This is a genomic window from Streptomyces winkii (genome assembly GCF_032248595.1).
GTDB lineage: Bacteria > Actinomycetota > Actinomycetes > Streptomycetales > Streptomycetaceae > Streptomyces > Streptomyces winkii.
Genome location: NZ_JASTTH010000006.1, coordinates 472,756 through 488,158 on the forward strand (window position 1 = coordinate 472,756; position 15,403 = coordinate 488,158).

General features: G+C 72.6%; 13 protein-coding genes. 5 read left to right on the plus strand and 8 right to left on the minus strand.

Annotation, left to right across the window (positions count from 1 at the left end; genetic code table 11):
- The first annotated feature begins 36 nt into the window (after positions 1-36).
- The 4 genes from QQM67_RS20960 (at position 37) to QQM67_RS20975 (ending at position 3,890) form a co-directional block, all read left to right on the plus strand.
- The gene (locus QQM67_RS20960; RefSeq protein ID WP_314175511.1) at positions 37-684 is read left to right on the plus strand and encodes an ABC transporter permease; all 648 of its coding nucleotides are present in this window, start codon (positions 37-39) and stop codon (positions 682-684) included.
- Positions 677-1,921 carry an ABC transporter ATP-binding protein gene (locus tag QQM67_RS20965; protein ID WP_314175512.1) on the plus strand — a complete coding sequence of 415 codons (1,245 nt, stop codon included), beginning with the start codon at positions 677-679 and terminating at the stop codon, positions 1,919-1,921. The genes QQM67_RS20960 and QQM67_RS20965 overlap by 8 nt, the downstream gene beginning before the upstream one ends.
- A 110-nt stretch (positions 1,922-2,031) precedes the next feature.
- Entirely contained in the window at positions 2,032-2,901 is an 870-nt protein-coding gene (locus QQM67_RS20970) for an ABC transporter permease subunit (protein ID WP_399067300.1), read from the plus strand.
- On the plus strand, positions 2,901-3,890 hold the full coding sequence (locus QQM67_RS20975) for a glycine betaine ABC transporter substrate-binding protein (protein WP_314175514.1): 990 nt from the start codon (positions 2,901-2,903) through the stop codon (positions 3,888-3,890). The genes QQM67_RS20970 and QQM67_RS20975 overlap by 1 nt, the downstream gene beginning before the upstream one ends.
- A gap of 49 nt (positions 3,891-3,939) precedes the next feature.
- On the opposite strand, the gene QQM67_RS20980 is transcribed toward QQM67_RS20975, so the two are convergent.
- The 7 genes from QQM67_RS20980 to QQM67_RS21010 all read right to left on the minus strand — a co-directional run bounded on the left by QQM67_RS20980 (position 3,940) and on the right by QQM67_RS21010 (position 12,659).
- Positions 3,940-4,734 carry a S16 family serine protease gene (locus QQM67_RS20980; RefSeq protein ID WP_314175641.1) on the minus strand — a complete coding sequence of 265 codons (795 nt, stop codon included), beginning with the start codon at positions 4,732-4,734 and terminating at the stop codon, positions 3,940-3,942.
- Positions 4,735-4,898: 164 nt separating this feature from the next.
- The gene (locus tag QQM67_RS20985) at positions 4,899-5,543 is read right to left on the minus strand and encodes an IclR family transcriptional regulator (protein WP_314175515.1); all 645 of its coding nucleotides are present in this window, start codon (positions 5,541-5,543) and stop codon (positions 4,899-4,901) included.
- 338 nt (positions 5,544-5,881) lie between these two features.
- Positions 5,882-7,684, minus strand: a complete 1,803-nt coding sequence (locus tag QQM67_RS20990; protein ID WP_314175516.1) for a DEAD/DEAH box helicase — start codon at positions 7,682-7,684, stop codon at positions 5,882-5,884.
- Between the two features lie 271 nt (positions 7,685-7,955).
- Positions 7,956-8,990, minus strand: a complete 1,035-nt coding sequence (locus QQM67_RS20995; protein WP_399067303.1) for a putative sulfate exporter family transporter — start codon at positions 8,988-8,990, stop codon at positions 7,956-7,958.
- Between the two features lie 221 nt (positions 8,991-9,211).
- Positions 9,212-9,832 carry a cysteine dioxygenase family protein gene (locus QQM67_RS21000; RefSeq protein WP_314175518.1) on the minus strand — a complete coding sequence of 207 codons (621 nt, stop codon included), beginning with the start codon at positions 9,830-9,832 and terminating at the stop codon, positions 9,212-9,214.
- Positions 9,833-9,950: 118 nt separating this feature from the next.
- The gene (locus QQM67_RS21005; RefSeq protein WP_314175519.1) at positions 9,951-10,856 is read right to left on the minus strand and encodes a LysR family transcriptional regulator; all 906 of its coding nucleotides are present in this window, start codon (positions 10,854-10,856) and stop codon (positions 9,951-9,953) included.
- Between the two features lie 174 nt (positions 10,857-11,030).
- Positions 11,031-12,659 carry an MFS transporter gene (locus tag QQM67_RS21010; RefSeq protein WP_314175520.1) on the minus strand — a complete coding sequence of 543 codons (1,629 nt, stop codon included), beginning with the start codon at positions 12,657-12,659 and terminating at the stop codon, positions 11,031-11,033.
- A gap of 931 nt (positions 12,660-13,590) precedes the next feature.
- Here QQM67_RS21010 and QQM67_RS21015 point away from each other — a divergent pair.
- Positions 13,591-14,466, plus strand: a complete 876-nt coding sequence (locus QQM67_RS21015; protein WP_314175521.1) for an alpha/beta fold hydrolase — start codon at positions 13,591-13,593, stop codon at positions 14,464-14,466.
- Between the two features lie 96 nt (positions 14,467-14,562).
- Here QQM67_RS21015 and QQM67_RS21020 read toward each other — a convergent pair whose 3' ends face one another.
- Entirely contained in the window at positions 14,563-15,384 is an 822-nt protein-coding gene (locus QQM67_RS21020) for an IclR family transcriptional regulator (RefSeq protein ID WP_314175522.1), read from the minus strand.
- Positions 15,385-15,403: the final 19 nt, after the last annotated feature.

Sequence of the window (15,403 nt, forward strand, 5' to 3'; positions counted from 1 at the left end):
GAGGCGTGAGGCATTGACGACGCGAGGGGTACCGGAGTGAGCTTCTGGGAGTATCTCGGCAACCGCCACGTCCAGCTGCTGGCGGATTCCCTCCAGCACGCGAGCGCGGTGTTCCAGTGCATGGTGGTCGCGGCCGTGCTCGGCGTCGCGATCGGCGTACTGACCTACCGCAGCGAGTGGTTGGGGGATCTGGCCACCACGGCCGGTGCGACGATCCTGACCGTGCCGTCGCTGGCGCTGATCGGTCTGCTGATCCCCCTCGTCGGGCTCGGCGTCGCGCCGACGGTCGTCGCGCTGGTGCTGTACGGGCTGCTGCCCATCGTCCGCAACGCGATCGTCGGTCTGCGCGGCGTCGATCCGGATCTGATCGACGCGGCGCGCGGCATCGGCATGTCACGCACCAGGCAGCTCCTCAAGGTCGAACTGCCGCTGGCCTGGCCGCCGATCCTCACCGGCATCCGCGTCTCCACGCAGATGCTGATGGGCATCGCTGCGATCGCCGCCTTCGCCTCGGGCCCCGGCCTGGGCAACTCGATCTTCCGCGGCGTCGCCTCCCTCGGGAGCGCCAACGCCCTCAACCAGGTGCTCGCCGGGACTCTCGGCATCGTCGTGCTCGCCCTGCTCTTCGACGGCGCGTACGTCGTCGTCGGACGCCTGACCACCCCGAGGGGGATACGTGCCTGAGACATCCGCATCGTCCGGCTCCGGCGCCAGCGGCGCGACCATCCGCCTGGAGGCACTCACCAAGCGCTACTCCGGCTCGGCGGCGCCCGCCGTGGACGACGTCAGCCTGGAGATCAAGGCGGGCGAGACGGTCGTCCTCGTCGGGCCGTCGGGGTGCGGGAAGTCGACCCTGCTGAAGATGATCAACCGGCTGATCGAGCCGAGTTCGGGGCGCATCCGCATCGACGACGCGGACGTCACCGGCATCGACGCGGTCCGGCTGCGCCGCACGATCGGCTACGCGATCCAGTCGTCCGGACTCTTCCCGCACATGACCGTCGCGCAGAACATCGCGCAGGTGCCGAAGATGCTCGGCTGGCCGAAGACGAGGATCAAGGCGCGGGTGGAGGAGATGCTCGACCTCGTGGGCCTGGACCCCGGGGAGTTCCAGGGCCGCTACCCGCGGCGGCTCTCGGGCGGGCAGCAGCAACGCGTCGGCGTCGCACGGGCGTTGGCGGCCGATCCGCCGGTGCTGCTGATGGACGAGCCGTTCGGCGCCGTCGACCCCATCACGCGCGACCATCTTCAGGACGAACTGATCCGGCTCCAGCACGAGTTGCGCAAGACCATCGTCTTCGTCACGCACGACTTCGACGAGGCCATCAAGCTGGGCGACCGCATCGCCGTACTGCGCGAGCAGTCGCACATCGCGCAGTTCGACACCCCGGAGGCCATCCTCACCAACCCCGCCGACGACTTCGTCTCCGGCTTCGTCGGCGCGGGCGCGGCGCTCAAGAGGCTCAACCTCACGCGCGTACGGGACGTGGAGATCGTCGACGTCCCCACCGCCACCGTCGAGGAGCCCGTGGAGAGGATCTCGGAGATGCTCTCCACGGGTACGACGAACGAGGTGCTGCTGCTCGACCCGAAGCAGCGCCCGTACAAGTGGCTGCGGCGCGGCGATCTCACCCACGCCAAGGGCTCGTTGGCCCGCGCGGGCACGCTCGTGCACGACACCGTCACGCGCGACGCGACGCTGCGCGACGCGCTGGAGGCGGTGCTCACCGACAGCGGAGGCCGTGTCGCGGTGACCGGCAGGCGCGGCGAGTACACCGGCGTCGTCGACCTGGAGACGCTGATGAACCGCGTGCACGACCTGCTGGACGCCGACCGGCTGGAGGCCATCGAGCACCGGCACAGCGTGGGCGAGGCGCGGGCCAGGCGCACCTACGCGGCGCAGGAGGGCCTTACATCGTGAGCGGGGCGACCGGCGGAACGAGCGGCGGCGGATCGCAAGACGGCGCCGCAACGGAGGCGGAGGCGGAGGCCCGGCAGGTACCGGCACCGGCAGCGGAAGCCCCCGTACAACTGGCACAGGCAGAACAGGATCCGGCGCAGCAGGAATCGGCAGCGCAGGCCCGACAGGCCCCGCCCGGCGGGGCACCGGCGCCGTCCGCGGGGCGCGCCGCCGGTGCCGCGGCGTCCGGTGAACGGCTTCGCGACCGGCTCACCTGGCAGAAGCTGACGATCCTGCCGGGCGTGCTCGCGCTCGTACTGCTCGGCACCTGGCTGTGGTTCCAGGGCGCGCAGCTGGACACGATCGCGCGCAACTCCATCGCGGGCGGCAACGTCGCGCTGCGCGTGCGCCAGCACGTCGAGATGACGGTCGTCTCCACGTTCTTCGTGCTGATCATCGCGATACCGCTGGGCATCGCCCTGACCCGTCCCATGCTGCGCAAGGCGGCACCGGTGGCCATGGCGGTGGCGAACCTGGGGCAGGCCATCCCCTCCCTCGGGCTGCTCGTGCTGCTGGTCTTCTGGCTCAGCATCGGCCAGGGCACCGCGGTCGTCGGCATGGTCGTCTACGCGGTGCTGCCCGTGCTGGCCAACACCATCACGGGGCTGCGGAACATCGACCCGGGTCTGACGGAGGCCGCCAAGGGCATCGGGATGTCCTCGCTCGGGGTGCTGGCGAAGGTCGAACTGCCGCTGGCCGTACCGCTGATACTCGCGGGAATCCGCAACGCGCTCGTCCTCAACGTCGGCACCGCCACGCTCGCCACCTTCATCGGCGGCGGCGGACTCGGCGATCTGATCTCGTCCGGCATCACCAACCAGCGCATGCCCGTGCTGATGCTCGGCTCGATACTCACCGTCGCGCTGGCCCTGCTGGTCGACTGGATCGCCTCACTCGTCGAACTGCTGCTGCGTCCCCGCGGCTTGGAGGGAACGTCCTGATGCGCAGGTTCGGGCGTACGTACGCACTCGCCGCCGCCACGGCGGCCCTCGCGCTGACGGGGACGCTGAGCGGCTGCGGCCTGGTCAGCGGCAGTCCGCTGAGCGACAAGGTGCGGCCGGGCACGGTGGGCGCGGGGCAGCCCCTCAAGGGCGCCCAGCTGACCGTCACCTCCAAGGAGTTCACCGAGCAGATCATCCTCGGCAAGATCATGGGGCTGATCTTCCGCGCCGCGGGGGCCGACGTCGTCGACCGCACCGCCGTGCAGGGTTCCATCGGCGCGCGCTCGGCCGTCGAGACCGGCACGGCGGACGGCATGTACGAGTACACGGGCACGTCCTGGATCACCTACCTCGGTCACACCAAGCCCGTGCCCGACCCCGTCGAGCAGTGGCGTGCCGTACGGAAGGAGGACCGGGCGAAGGGCGTCGAATGGCTCGCGCCCTCGACGCTCGACAACACCTACGCGCTCGTCGTCAGCGACAAGTTGCAGAAGGAGTACGGCACGAAGACGCTCTCCGACGTCGCCGAGCTGTCGCGCAAGAACCCGAACGCGGCGAGCATCTGCGTCGAGAACGAATTCGCCTCCCGCCAGGACGGGTTGAAGGGCATGGCGAAGAAGTACGGCATGCGCTTCCCCGCGGGGCAGATCCACAAGATGGCGGGCGGCGTCGTCTACACCCAGACCGCACACGGCAAGCCGTGCGTCTTCGGTGCGATCGCGGCGACCGACGGCCGCATCCCCGCGCTGAAGCTGAAGATCCTGGAGGACGACAGGAAGTTCTTCCCGAACTACAACGTCGCGCCCGAGATGAACAGCGCGACGATGAAGGAGCACCCGCAGATCGCCGGGCTGCTCGCGCCCGTCACCAAGGCGCTGAACAACAAGACGGCGCAGAAGCTCAACGCGAAGGTCGACGTGGACGGCCAGGACCCGCACGACGTCGCCAAGGACTGGCTCGTCTCGAAGGGCTTCATCAAGACAGGCTGAACCAGGGGCTGTTCGGCACTACGTCAACGCCCGCCGAGCCAGGGGCTGTTCAGCAGGCGGGCACCCGGCCGCCGTTCTTGAGCGCCGTGAGCGACTTCACTGCCCCGCCGAGCGTGTCGACCGGTACGAGGCGCAGGCCCTTCGGCTGCTCCGCCTTCGCGTCGGCGCACTCGGCGCGCGGCACGAGGAACACGCTCGCGCCGTCCCGCTTCGCCGCCTTCGTCTTCAGCGGCACACCGCCGACGGGGCCGACCGTGCCGTCCGCCTTGATGGTTCCGGTGCCCGCGACGATCCGGCCGCCGGTGAGGCCGCCGCCCCTGCCGTCGCCGTCGATCTTGTCGACGATGCCGAGCGAGAAGAACAGCCCGGCGCTCGGGCCGCCGACGTCCGCGAGGCGCAGCGAAACCCGTACGTTCCGCGGTGACTTGTGCAGCTGCCGCAGCGCGGCCTTGATCGCGGCGTTCTGCGACTGCCGCATCTCGGCCTTGTTGTGCGCCTCGACCTCGCCGATGGTCTCGCCGACGGGGTAGACCGCCTCGGTCGGCATCGCCGCCCTGTCCGTACGGAACCAGCTCTCGACGACCGTCGGCAGATGCACCGAAGCGCCCGGCGGCGTCGCGGCGATCGTCGTCAGCAGCAGCTTGCCGTCGTCCTTCCGCACTTGCCCCTTCTCGCCTGTCACGGTGATCACGGGCTTGTTCTTGCTGTCACCGATCACGTTCGCGGTGAGGCCGGGCTGCGCCAGCGCGAACGGCAGCGGCGCGAGGGCAGTCACCGCGAACAGCGCGACCAGCGGAAGCGCACAGAGGACGAGCGTGCGCCGGCGCGGCGGCAGCCGTCGCAGAGTGAGCACGGCGAGCAGTGAGCGGAGAGAGGAATCAGGGGCGGGTGTCGTCACGACAGGCAACCTAACAACCGCGGAGGGGCTGCCCGTCCAGCGGTCGCCGGGGCGGTGGCCGTGCGCGGCCGGGCCGCGAGGCCGGGAGGGGACGACGGCCCCGGGCGCGGTCAGCGCAGCGCGTCGGCCACTTCCTGGGCGGCCCGCACCACGCGCTCCCCCACCTGCGGCGGAACGGCGTCCGTCAGCATCACCACGCCCACGCTGCCCTCGATGCCGGTCACGCCCCGCACCGGGGCGGCGGCACCGCCGGCGCCCGCCTCCAGCTCGCCGTGCGTGAGCACGAAGCCCGGGCCCAGCTCGCTGTCGGGCCCGCGCCCCGCGAGGATGGCCCGGCCCGCGGCGCCCTTGTCGAGGGGGTGGCGGAAGCCCGTGCGGTACGCCACGTGGTAGTCCGTCCAGCTCGGCTCGACGACGGCCACCGCGAGCGCCTCCGTGCCGTCGACCAGGGTCAGGTGCGCCGTGGCCCCGACCTCCTCGGCCAGCGACCTCAGCGCGGGCAGCGCGGCCTCCCGTACGAGGGGATGCACCTGCCTGCCCAGCCGCAGCACGCCGAGCCCGACGCGGGCGCGTCCGCCCAGGTCGCGCCGTACGAGGGCGTGCTGCTCCAGCGTGGCGAGCAGCCTGTAGACGACGGTGCGGTTGACGCCGAGCTTGTTCGACAGCTCCGTCACGGTCAGCCCGTGATCGGTGTCGGCGAGCAGCTTGAGGACGCGCAGTCCCCGGTCGAGCGTCTGAGAGGTCTCCGCAGTCACGACGCGCTCCTCTCCTCTGGTCAGTGGGGGCGGCTCCGGTGGGGGCGTAGCCGTGGCCGGGATCGCGCTGTGACGTCGAAACTTAGCGAAACGACTCCGCTGAGCGGAAGAGCCTGTCCAGAATCCGGTCACGAGCGAATGCTTTCGTGCTCGGTTTCGTTCAGGTCGGTCCCGATGTCGTCCGGTGTGCGCGTACGGGGCGTGAAGGGCGCGGGAACGGGACACTCCCCGCCACGTCACGCAACTCCGAGCACAACCAGGGGCGCACCCGGCATCGCGGCGTCGCGCCGCCGCGATGCCGCGATGCCGCACACCGCCCGGCCGCGCGCGGAGCGCCGTCAGCGCATGCGCGTCGCCCACTCCCGCACTTTCGCGATGCGCGCCTCGATCTGCCCCGCGGTCGCCTCCGCGCTCGGCGGCCCCCCGCAGACCCGCCGCAGCTCGTTGTGGACGACCCCGTGCGGCTTGCCGCTCTGGTGGACGTACGCCCCGACGAGCCCGTTCAACTGCTTGCGCAGCTCCAGCAGTTCCTTGTGGGTGACGACGGGCCGCCGGTCCGCGGGCAGTTCCAGCAGGTCGGCCTCGGAGTCCGGCTTCTTCCTGCTGTGGGCGATCTGCCGTGCCTGCCGCTTCTGGAGGAGGGTCTGCACCTGGTCGGGCTCCAGCAGTCCGGGGATGCCCAGATAGTCCTGCTCCTCGTCGCTGCCGGGGTGGGCCTGCATGCCGAACTCGGCGCCGTCGTACATGACGCGGTCGAAGACCGCGTCCGACTCCAGGGCCTCGAAGGGCAGTTCGTCCTGCTCGCCGGTGTCTTCGTCCTGCTCGCGTTCGGCTTCCTTGAGAAGATCCGCCTCTTCCGCGTACGGGTCGTCCTCGGCGGACTTCTTCGGTTTGTCGAGTACGTGGTCGCGCTCGACCTCCATCTCGTGCGCGAACGTCATCAGCGCGGGGATGGTCGGCAGGAACACCGACGCCGTCTCGCCGCGCCGCCTGGACCGCACGAACCGGCCCACGGCCTGCGCGAAGAAGAGCGGCGTGGAGATCGTCGTGGCGTAGACGCCGACCGCGAGGCGCGGGACGTCGACGCCCTCGGAGACCATGCGGACGGCGACCATCCAGCGGTCGTCGGAGTTGCGGAAGTCCTCGATGCGCTTCGAGGCGCCGCTGTCGTCGGAGAGCACCACCGTGGCCCGGGCGCCCGTGACGTCGCGGAGGAGCCTCGCGTACGCACGCGCCGAGTCCTGGTCGCTGGCGATCACCAGGCCGCCCGCGTCGGGAATCGCCTTGCGGACTTCGCTCAGCCGCCGGTCGGCGGCGCTCAGCACGGAGGGCATCCACTCGCCGTGCGGGTCGAGCGCGGTGCGCCAGGCCTGTGAGACGGCGTCCTTGGTCATGGGCTCGCCGAGGCGCGCGGCGATCTCGTCGCCGGTCTTGGTGCGCCAGCGCATGTTGCCGCTGTAGGAGAGGAAGATGACGGGCCGCACGACGCCGTCGGCGAGCCCGTTGCCGTAGCCGTAGGTGTAGTCGGCGACGGAGCGGCGCACGCCGTCCGAACTCCCGGGCGCCTCGGCGTACTCGACGAACGGGATCGGGTTGGTGTCGGAGCGGAACGGCGTGCCGGTGAGCGCGAGCCGCCGGGTGGCCGGTTCGAACGCCTCCTGGCAGGCCTCGCCCCACGAGCGGCTGTCGCCGGCGTGGTGGATCTCGTCGAGGATGACGAGGGTCTTGCGCTGCTCGACGCGGTTGCGGTGCAGCATCGGCCGCACGCCGACGCCCGCGTAGGTCACCGCGACGCCGTGGTACTCCTTGCTGAGCGGGCCCGCGCTGTAGTCCGGGTCGAGCTTGATGCCGATGCGCGCCGCGGCCTCCGCCCACTGCTTCTTCAGATGCTCCGTGGGCGCGACGACGGTCACCTGCTGCACGACGTGGTGGTGCAGCAGCCAGGAGGCGAGGGTGAGCGCGAACGTCGTCTTCCCGGCACCGGGCGTGGCGACCGCGAGGAAGTCCCTCGGCTGCCGCTGGAGATACGCGTCCATCGCCGCCTGCTGCCAGGCGCGCAGCTTGCCGGCCGTGCCCCAGGGGGCGCGGCCGGGGAAGGCGGGCGACAGGTGGTGGCTGGTGGAGGAAGTGCTGGTAGTCACGGGCTCCGAAGGGGTCGGCCGGCGCGGTCGTAGCGTTGTTCCGCGGGGTGTCCCGCGGGTGGTCTGCGCCTCGTTCTGCGCGCTGGTCGTACGCGTTGCCGTACGCGTTCAGGCGAGGCCGGTTCAGCCTACCGGCGGCCGGTGACAGCCTCCCCGGCGAGTCTGGTTTCCGCCGTATTCCGCCTGTGTGTACGGGAGTTGGGCCCGAGTTGGGCCCAGGCGGGACGCTGGGGGAGGCCGGGACGTACGGCTCAGAGCGGCGTCGCGCACGTCATGTGGTGAGCAGCACGCCGCCGTACGACGCGCCCGCGATGACGATCCACGAGCACAGGCCGAGCACGGCGACCCTGCTTCCCGTACGGGCGAGGGTGGGAAGGTGCACGGCGCTGCCGAGGCCGAACAGGGCGGCGGCGAGGAGGAGTTCCTGGACGGTGTCCGCGAGGCCGAGGGCGCTTGCGGGGAGCTGTCCGGTCGTGCGGACGGCGACCATGAGGAGGAAGCCGAGCACGAAGAGCGGGACGAGCGGCGGGCGCCGGCTCTGCTTGCCGCCGCCGGTAGCGGCGGCAGTGCCGGCAGTTGTACGGGTGGCTGTACCGGCGGCACTGCCTGAGGAGCCGTGCCGCCGCGCGCTCCGTGCCCGTACCGCCAGCACCATGGCCGCCACCAGCGGCGCCAGCAGCGCCACGCGCATGAGCTTCACCAGCACCGCCTGGCCCAGTGCGTGCTGGCCCGCGGTCTGGGCGGTGGCGACGACCTGCCCGACGTCGTGCACGCCCGCCCCGGCCCACCGCCCGAACTGCGCGGCGTCCAGGCCCAACGGGTGGTGCAGCAGCGGCAGTACGGCGATCGCGAGGGTGCCGCAGAGCGTCACGAGCGCGACGGACGTGGCGACGTCACGCTCCTCGCTCTCCCGCACCTCGCTGACCGCGCAGATCGCGGAGGCGCCGCAGATCGAGTAGCCCGTCGCGATGAGGAGCGGCTGGTCGCCGGGGAGTCCGAGCCTCCTGCCGAGCAACAGCGTCCCGGAGAAGGTCGCCGCGACGACGCCGAGCACCATGGCGACCGTCGCCCAGCCGAGCCCGGCGATGTCGCCGAGGCTCAGCTTCAGCCCGAGCAGCACGACTCCGAGCCGCATGAGCCGCTTGCCGGCGAGCGAGAGCCCGGGGCGTGCCACGCCGCTCACCAGCGTGCGCACGCCCGGGAGATGCGCGGCCAGTACGCCGAGGACGACGGCCGCCGTCAGCTTCGGCACGGCGGGCAGCGCGAGATGTACGGCGGCGGCCGCGGCGACGCCGAGCGCCGCCAGAGCCAGTCCGGGCAGCCTGCTCGTGCGCGCCGCGGGTGCCGCGGGTGCCGCGGAACGGGCCGGGCGGCCCGGAGAGGACGCGGCCGTGGACGTCGAACCGGCCGCCGAGGCGGCCGTCGGGTCGGAGAGGGAGTCGGAGAGGGAGTCGGAGGGCGAGGTGGAGGGCGAGGTGGAGGGCGAGGTGGAGGCGGACGTGGACGGCCGGTCCCACAGCAGCGCCATCAGCGGTCCGCCGGCAGCTCGTACACGCGCCGCACGCTGCTGCCCAGGCGGGAGACGTCCGCGCCGTAGATGTGGAGGGAAACCGCCTTGTCGGCGCAGCCGTTCCACACCTTGTGTATGTCGCCGGGCGGGGCGAAGCCGCAGACCGCGCCGACGGGGTTGACGACGTCCTCGGTGGCCACGAGCCGCGCCCTGCCGCCCGGTTCCTCCGCGGGCAGCAGCCGGTAGCGCCGCTCGTGTTCCTCGCCCTGGTGCACTCCGGTCACGCACCACGAGACGTGGTCGTGCACAGGCGTGCACTGCCCGGGCATCCACACCAGCGCGACGACGGAGAAGCTGCCGTCGGACTCGGCGTGCAGCAGATGCTGGCGGTAGCGGTCCGGGTCGCCCTCGTACTGCTCGGGCGTGAGGAGCCGGTCCGCGCCGCCGCTACCGGCGGCGGCGTCGGCACCGAGGTGCGGTGCGAGCTTCTCGCCGACGAGATAGGCCGTGACGTCCGGCGCCATCCCGCGGCCCACCACCTCGCGCACGTCCGCGACGAGGGCGTCGAGCCGCGCCGTCGTACGGGGCGCGGTGCGGGCGGAGGTCTCCGCGGTGCGGTGCTGCGTCGAGGTGGCCATGTCCGCAGCGTGACGCCGCCGATCCATCACGTCCAACGACGGTTTGTTGGCCGTACTCCAAACGCCGCTTATGGACAGGGACTTCGGGCGGCGCCGGGCACGCTGCCCGCGGGGCTCGTCAGCACCCGACGCGGTTCGCGGCGGCGGTCTTCAGCTCGTCCAGCACGAGCGCGGTCGCCGGGATGTCGAGGTGCTCGCGCAGCACGTACGCGGAGACCTGGCGGCGCGAGGCCGGGTCCAGCGCGCGGCCGGTGACCTTGCGGTGGACGAGGAAGGAGAGCACGAGCCCCGGCATCATCGCGATGCCGAGCCCCTCGGCGACGAGGCTCTGCACGACGAGGATGTCGTCGGTGGTGAAGGCCACGTCCGGGGCGAAGCCCAACTCCGCGCACTCGTGCAGGAAGTTGGCGCGGCAGCGCAGGCATCCGGCGATCCAGCGTTCGTCCGCCAGCTCGGCGAGCCGGACCGCGCGGCGCCGCGCCATGGGGTGCCCGGTGGGCATCAGGACGGTCAACTGGTCCTCCATGAGCGGGATCTCGACCAGCTCGTCCGGCACCTGCTCGTGGAGTCCGGGGTAGGTGAAGGCGAGGGTGATGTCGCACTCGCCGTCGGCGACGCGGCGCATCGAGTCCGGCGGCTCCGCCTCCTGCAACTCGACCCGCACGCCCGGGTGTCCGGCCGCCAGCCGCGCCAGCGCCTCCGGCACGAGGGTCGCTCCGGCGCTGGGGAACGCGCACATGCGCACCCTCCCGGCGCGCAGCCCGGTGATCGCCGACATCTGCTGCTGCGCGGCGGAGATCTGGTCGAGGATGATGCCCGCGTGGCGTTGCAGGGCCTCTCCCGCCTCGGTGAGCCGCATCTGCCTGCCGACACGTACGAACAGGGGCGTGCCGACGGACCGTTCGAGGGCCTTCATCTGCTGCGTGATCGCGGGCTGCGTGTAGCCGAGCGCCCGCGCCGCCGCCGAGTACGAACCGGCCCGCACCACTTCGTGGAACGTCCGTATGTGCCGTGAGTCGAACATGGCCGAACCATAAGCGGATTTTGGGTCCGTGGAACATTCCCCCTACCCGGCCCTGCGTACCAACAGGACGAATGCGGACCGGTCGGGCGGGGAGCGGCTCGTACGGGGCGAGGAGATGTCCCGGTCGCCCGGGGAAGCACGAGGCCACGGGATGACCGTCGCACCCGCGTTGCCCTACCCCCGAACCCGCAGCCGTCCCGCGACGCCGATGCCGGCCGCGCAGACCACTGCCGCCACCGCGTAGACCGCGACGAAGGCCAGAGGTCTGCCCTCCGCCGTCGCCGCCGCGGCGCCGCCGCCGCTTCCGGCGGCGCCGACGCTGACCGATCCGCCCCCGCACAGTGCGAACGCCGCACCGGTCGCCGCGAGCAGGACGACGTTGGAGAGGCTGTCGGACATCTGCAACGCGGCCGAGTTCTTCCCCGCCTCGTCGGGTGCGGAGAGCTGGAGCAGCAGCACGCTCGTGGAGGAGATGACCAGGCCCATCCCGTAGCAGGCGAGCGCCATCGCGACGGCCAGCGTCCAGACGGGGACGGCCTGTTCCAGCGCCAGGGGGGCGTATGCGACGCCGCCCGTGACCAGCACCATCCCGCCGCGTGCGAGCCGTTCCCGGTACGGCGCGAGCCGCTGCCGCGACTGTGTGAACGAGCCGAGCGCCCATGTCGCCCCGCCGGCCGCCAGCGCCAGCCCCGCCATGGTGACGGACAGCCCGCGCTGGCTGACCAGCATCAGCGGTACGAAGCTCTCCGCCACCACGAAGCCGCCCGCCGCGATGCCGCGCAGCAGCACGACCGCGGGCAGACCCCGTGCGGCGCGGTACGTCCCGCGCGGCAGGAGACGCAGCGCCGCCGGTACGAGGAGCGCCGCACCGGCCACCGCCGGGAGCGCCGCGAGGAGGGTCGGCTCCTGTCCCGCGTACTGGAGCAGTCCGGCGCCCGCGGCCAGCACCACCGCGTACTTCAGCCGGCGGCCGTCGGCCGGCGCGGTGCCCGCTCCGCCCGGCAGCGGTCCCGACGCCGCACGCCGGAGCGCGGGCAGCATCACCGCGAGCGGCACAGCCACCAGCAGCGGAATCCCGAGGAACACCCAGCGCCAGCCGAGGTGCTGGGTCACGGAGCCCGCGATCAGCGGCCCGACCACGGCGGGCACCACCCATGCCGCGGCGAAGCACGCCAGCACGGTGGGCCGCAGATGCTCCGGGTAGGCGCGGCTGACGGTGACGTACAGCGCGACGATGACGAGCCCGACGCCGATGCCCTGCACGGCCCGGCCGAGGATGAAGACCCCCATCGCGACGGCCGTACCGGACAGCACGAGCCCCACCGCGAACGATCCGATCCCCCATGCCAGCGGCGGCAGCGGCCCGCGCCGGTCCGACCACTGACCGGAGACGACCATGCCCAGCAGCGACGTGGTGAAGAGGGCGGAGAAGGCGAAGGCGTAGACGGAGACTCCGTCGAGTTCGTCGGCGGCCACGGGCATCGCGGTGCCGACGGCGGTCGCCTCGAAGGCGATGAGGAAGACGACGGAGACGATGCCGAGCGTCAGCGCCAGGTATCCGCGCCCGAGGACGCTCTCCTTGCCGGGGCGCGCGCCGGTCTCCGGGGGCGGCGCGGCCGGTGCGGGCACGGGTACGGCCGCCGGTGCGGGCGCCACGGCGGCCGAACCGCCGCCGCCCCGCGCGGGATTCACGGCCGCGCCGTGCTCCCCCGCCTCCTCGGCCCGTACGCCGTGCGCGGCGTCCACGCCGTGCGCTCTCGCTGGCCGGTGCGGCCCGCCGGGCTCGTCTCCAGAGGCAGTCATAGGGGCACGCTAAGGCCACGCGCCCGCCACGGCACCTGGCTTTCGGCGCCGTCGACGTCGGCCTTTCGCCCTAGGGCCGCGTCCGCACGACGGGGCCACGGGCGAGCGGTAGGTCGCGGACGCCGCCGGGTCGTGGACCCCCGGGGAGGCGGTACACGTCGGCCCGTCGGTCGACGGGCCGGAGACCGGCAACAGGCGGGCCGGAGGCCGGAATCGAAGGAGCCGCCGACGGACGGGCCGACAGGCGACCGGCGACGGGCGACCGACAGGCCGGAGGTCGACGGCCGAAGGCCGATGACCGGAGCCCGAACCCGAAACGGACAGCGACCGACGACCGGCGAGGACGCAGCGCCCTGCGCCGGAGACCGGAGACGGACGGGCCGACAGTCAACCGGCGACAGGTGACCGACAGGCCGGAGGGCGACGGCCGAAGGCCGATGACCGGAGGCCGGAGGCCGAACCCGAAACGGACAGCGACCGGCTACCGGCGAAGACGCAGCGTCGTGAGCCCCCGGCCGACGGGCAGACAGCCAACCCGGCAACCGGACCGCCGGGTTGGAGACCGGAGACGGACGGGCCGACAGACAACCGGCGACGGCCCTGACGGCCGGAGACCTGAAGCGGACAGGCCCATGGGCAAACCGTCGACGACCGCGCCGGAAGCGGAAACCGGACAGGCCCACAGACAACCCGCGACAGGCGACCGACAGGCCGGAGGGCGACGGCCGAAGGCCGGTGACCGGAGGCCGAACCCGAAACGGACAGCGACCGGCGACCGACGACCGGCGAGGACGCAGCGTCGGGAGCCCCGGCCGAAGGCTGAGGGCGAGCCGCGCCGGGACCCGCACCCCCGGCCGGGGCCGACGCGACGAGGGCGCCGGCGGCGCCAGGGTGACGGCTGCGCGGCGCTGTCTGGGGCACGCTGAGGGGTATGCCGCACTTCTCCTCGTACGACGGCGCCAGGATCGGCTACCACCTCCTCGGCGGCGATCCCCCGGGCCGGGAACGCCCGCCGCTGGTGTGCCTCGCCGGAGGTCCGGCACGCGACGCCGCCTACCTCGGCGACCTCGGCGGACTCGGCGCGTACCGGCGGCTGATCGTCCTCGACGCGCGAGGCACCGGCGACTCCCCGGCGGCGGACGACCCGGGCGAGTACGCGTTCCCGCGTCTCGCGGAGGACGTGGAGGCGCTCCGCCGCCATCTCGGCCTCGACCGGATCGCGCTTCTCGCGCACGACGCCGCGGCGGCCACCGCGCAGACGTACGCCGCCGCGCACCCCGACCGCCTCTCGCACCTCGTACTGCTCAATCCGGGCTCCCGCCTCCAGGGCGAACTCCCCGACGACGCACGGGAGATCTTCAACTCCCGTGCGGAAGACGGCGACTGGTGGGTGGACGCGCACGCCGCCGTCCAACTCCTCGACCAGGCGACCGACTTCGAAGAGATCCGCTCGCTGCTCCTGCGCGCCGCACCGATGGCGTACGCACGCTGGGAGGCGCCGCAGCGTGCCCACGCCGCCGCCGAGGGCGACCAGTTGAACCCGGTCCCCCGCGCGGGCTTCTGGCAGGGCGTCGACGAACCGGCGCGCCAGGCCGTACTCGACGGGCTGCGCCACGTCGAGACGCCCGTCCTCGTCGTCACCGGAGACCTCGACGCGGTGACGGGCATGCGCGCGGGCGAAGCGGTCGCGGAGTCCTTCCCCAACTCCCGTCTGCACACGCTCAAGGGCACGGGCCACTACCCCTGGATCGACTCCCCCGGCTCCCTCACCCGCCTCCTCCAGGACTTCCTCAACGAAGCGGCGTAACGCGTAACCCGCGGAGCGCGGCGCGCGGCGCTGCGGCGCGTAACCCCCGCGGGGCGCAGAGCACGGCGCGTGCGTCGGCTGCGTCGTCCACATCCGCTACGCGTCGGCCGTGCCCGTGAGGTCGCGCGCGATACGGGTGACCGACGCGGAGAGCGCTGCCGCCCACACCGGTAGTACGTCCTTGTCGAAGCGCGCGGTCGGCGCGGCGACGGAGACCGCCGCGACGGCGTGCCCCTCGGGGTCGTGCACCGCCATGCCGACCGCCGTCAGCCCCGTCTCCGTCAGCCCGTCGTTGATGGCGAAGCCCCGTTTCCGTACGAGGGAGAGCTCGCGCCGCAGCCGCCTCAGGTCCACGCCCGCCTCGCCCGGCCCCGCCGGCTCCTCCCCGTACTCCCCGGACTGCCCGTACTCCCCGGACTGCCCGTACTCCACGGACTCCCCGTAGAGCCGCTCCAACTCCCCCTCCGTCAGGGCCGCCAGAAGCACCTTGCCCCCGGACACCAGGTGCGCGGGCAGGGCGAGGCCCGCGCGGTCGCCGACGCGCAGGACGCGGTCGCATTCGACGGTCGCCAGGAACCGCACCTCCGTACCGGCGAGGACGACGAGGTTGGCCGTCTCCCCCACCCTGTCCACCAGCGTCCTCAGGTGCGGCTGGGCGACGCGGCGCAGCAACGCCACCGGCGCCTCGGAGACTTCGGCCGGACGCAGCACCGGGCCCGCCCGGTAGCGCCGGTCGTCGATCTGCTCGGCGAAGTCCCGGTAGACGAGCATCGCCAGCAGCCTGTGCGCCGTGGACCGGGACACCCCGAGCTGTTCGGCCGCGTCCGTCACGCGCAGCGGGCCCTCCTGCTGGAGCACCTGCGCGAGATGCAGCGCGTGGTCGACGGAGCCGATGGCGTACGACGGCTTGTTCTTCATAGCAGAAAAGACTATCCCG

What these genes read in the sequence shown, in the direction of transcription:
- QQM67_RS20975 (WP_314175514.1), top strand. Translation starts at nt 2,901, where the DNA reads ATGCGCAGGTTCGGGCGTACGTACGCACTCGCCGCCGCCACGGCGGCC.
- QQM67_RS21000 (WP_314175518.1), bottom strand. Translation starts at nt 9,832, where the DNA reads ATGGCCACCTCGACGCAGCACCGCACCGCGGAGACCTCCGCCCGCACC.
- QQM67_RS21005 (WP_314175519.1), bottom strand. Translation starts at nt 10,856, where the DNA reads ATGTTCGACTCACGGCACATACGGACGTTCCACGAAGTGGTGCGGGCC.
- QQM67_RS21010 (WP_314175520.1), bottom strand. Translation starts at nt 12,659, where the DNA reads ATGACTGCCTCTGGAGACGAGCCCGGCGGGCCGCACCGGCCAGCGAGA.
- QQM67_RS21015 (WP_314175521.1), top strand. Translation starts at nt 13,591, where the DNA reads ATGCCGCACTTCTCCTCGTACGACGGCGCCAGGATCGGCTACCACCTC.
- QQM67_RS21020 (WP_314175522.1), bottom strand. Translation starts at nt 15,384, where the DNA reads ATGAAGAACAAGCCGTCGTACGCCATCGGCTCCGTCGACCACGCGCTG.